Consider the following 879-nt stretch of genomic DNA (forward strand, 5'->3'; position numbering starts at 1 on the left):
GCTGCACCGATCACCCTGCCCCCGGCAGAAGAGGTCGTGCCTGTATCCACTCAGGCCGCTGTACAGGCTATGAGCGCTGACTCTCCGTGCGGTGCTGGCCGAAACAGAGAGTGCCGGACCGCTGAGAAACCGTGTGCTGGCTGAAACAGAGAGTGCCGGACTGCTGAGAAACAGTTTTCTGGCCGCAGGCCATCTTACGACAGCAATACCGTGGCAAGTAAAAGAACAAACACCGTCTGCTGCAGTCGTGCCACTCAGCAGTGAGCCAGGTGACGTGTTGGCCATGCTGCAAAATGTTCCCAAAAAGTTGCAAATGCCTGCCGATGCTTTGCGGGCCAGTCAATCGGTGCAACAAGTATTGCAGGCGGATCGTGAATTACTGATCACAAACAATACCCTGCAGCATCCCGCCCCGGCGCTACTCAATGCATTACTGAAAGGCGATGCGGAGGCGAAAACATTACCGGTCATTACGCTGCCAGCCGCGTCTGAGCAGAAGGCCGACGTATTGCAAAAAGCGCTGGCAGAACGTCTGGAAATGCAGATTGATCGGCGCGTGCAAAAGGCCACTATTCGGCTCGATCCCCCTAATTTAGGGAAACTCGATATCTCGATACATTTCGAGTCGGGAAAACTTCAGGTACAAATTCAGGCTGCACAACCTGAAGTCACTCGTCTATTGCAGCAGATCAGCAATGACATGCGTACCAGCCTGAGTGAACAGAATAATGTTCAGGTGAACGTACAGGTGTCGACCCAGAATGGTGACAGTCGGCAGCAACATCGGCACCGCGATAACCCTGAAACGGCTATCGATAATAATAATGAGGAGGTCACCACGATACCTCGTGGTACCGACGGCACAATACTGACGATGGT

Annotated in this window: 1 protein-coding gene; it reads left to right on the forward strand. The window is 53.5% G+C overall.

Annotation, left to right across the window (positions count from 1 at the left end; translation table 11 throughout):
- Positions 1 to 133: 133 nt before the first annotated feature.
- Positions 134 to 879 (forward strand): flagellar hook-length control protein FliK (locus WH277_RS01655; RefSeq protein ID WP_339504005.1); only part of this gene is annotated, 746 nt, incomplete at its 3' end.

It is taken from the genome of Erwinia sp. MYb416, from assembly GCF_037479575.1.
Lineage (GTDB): Bacteria > Pseudomonadota > Gammaproteobacteria > Enterobacterales > Enterobacteriaceae > Erwinia > Erwinia rhapontici.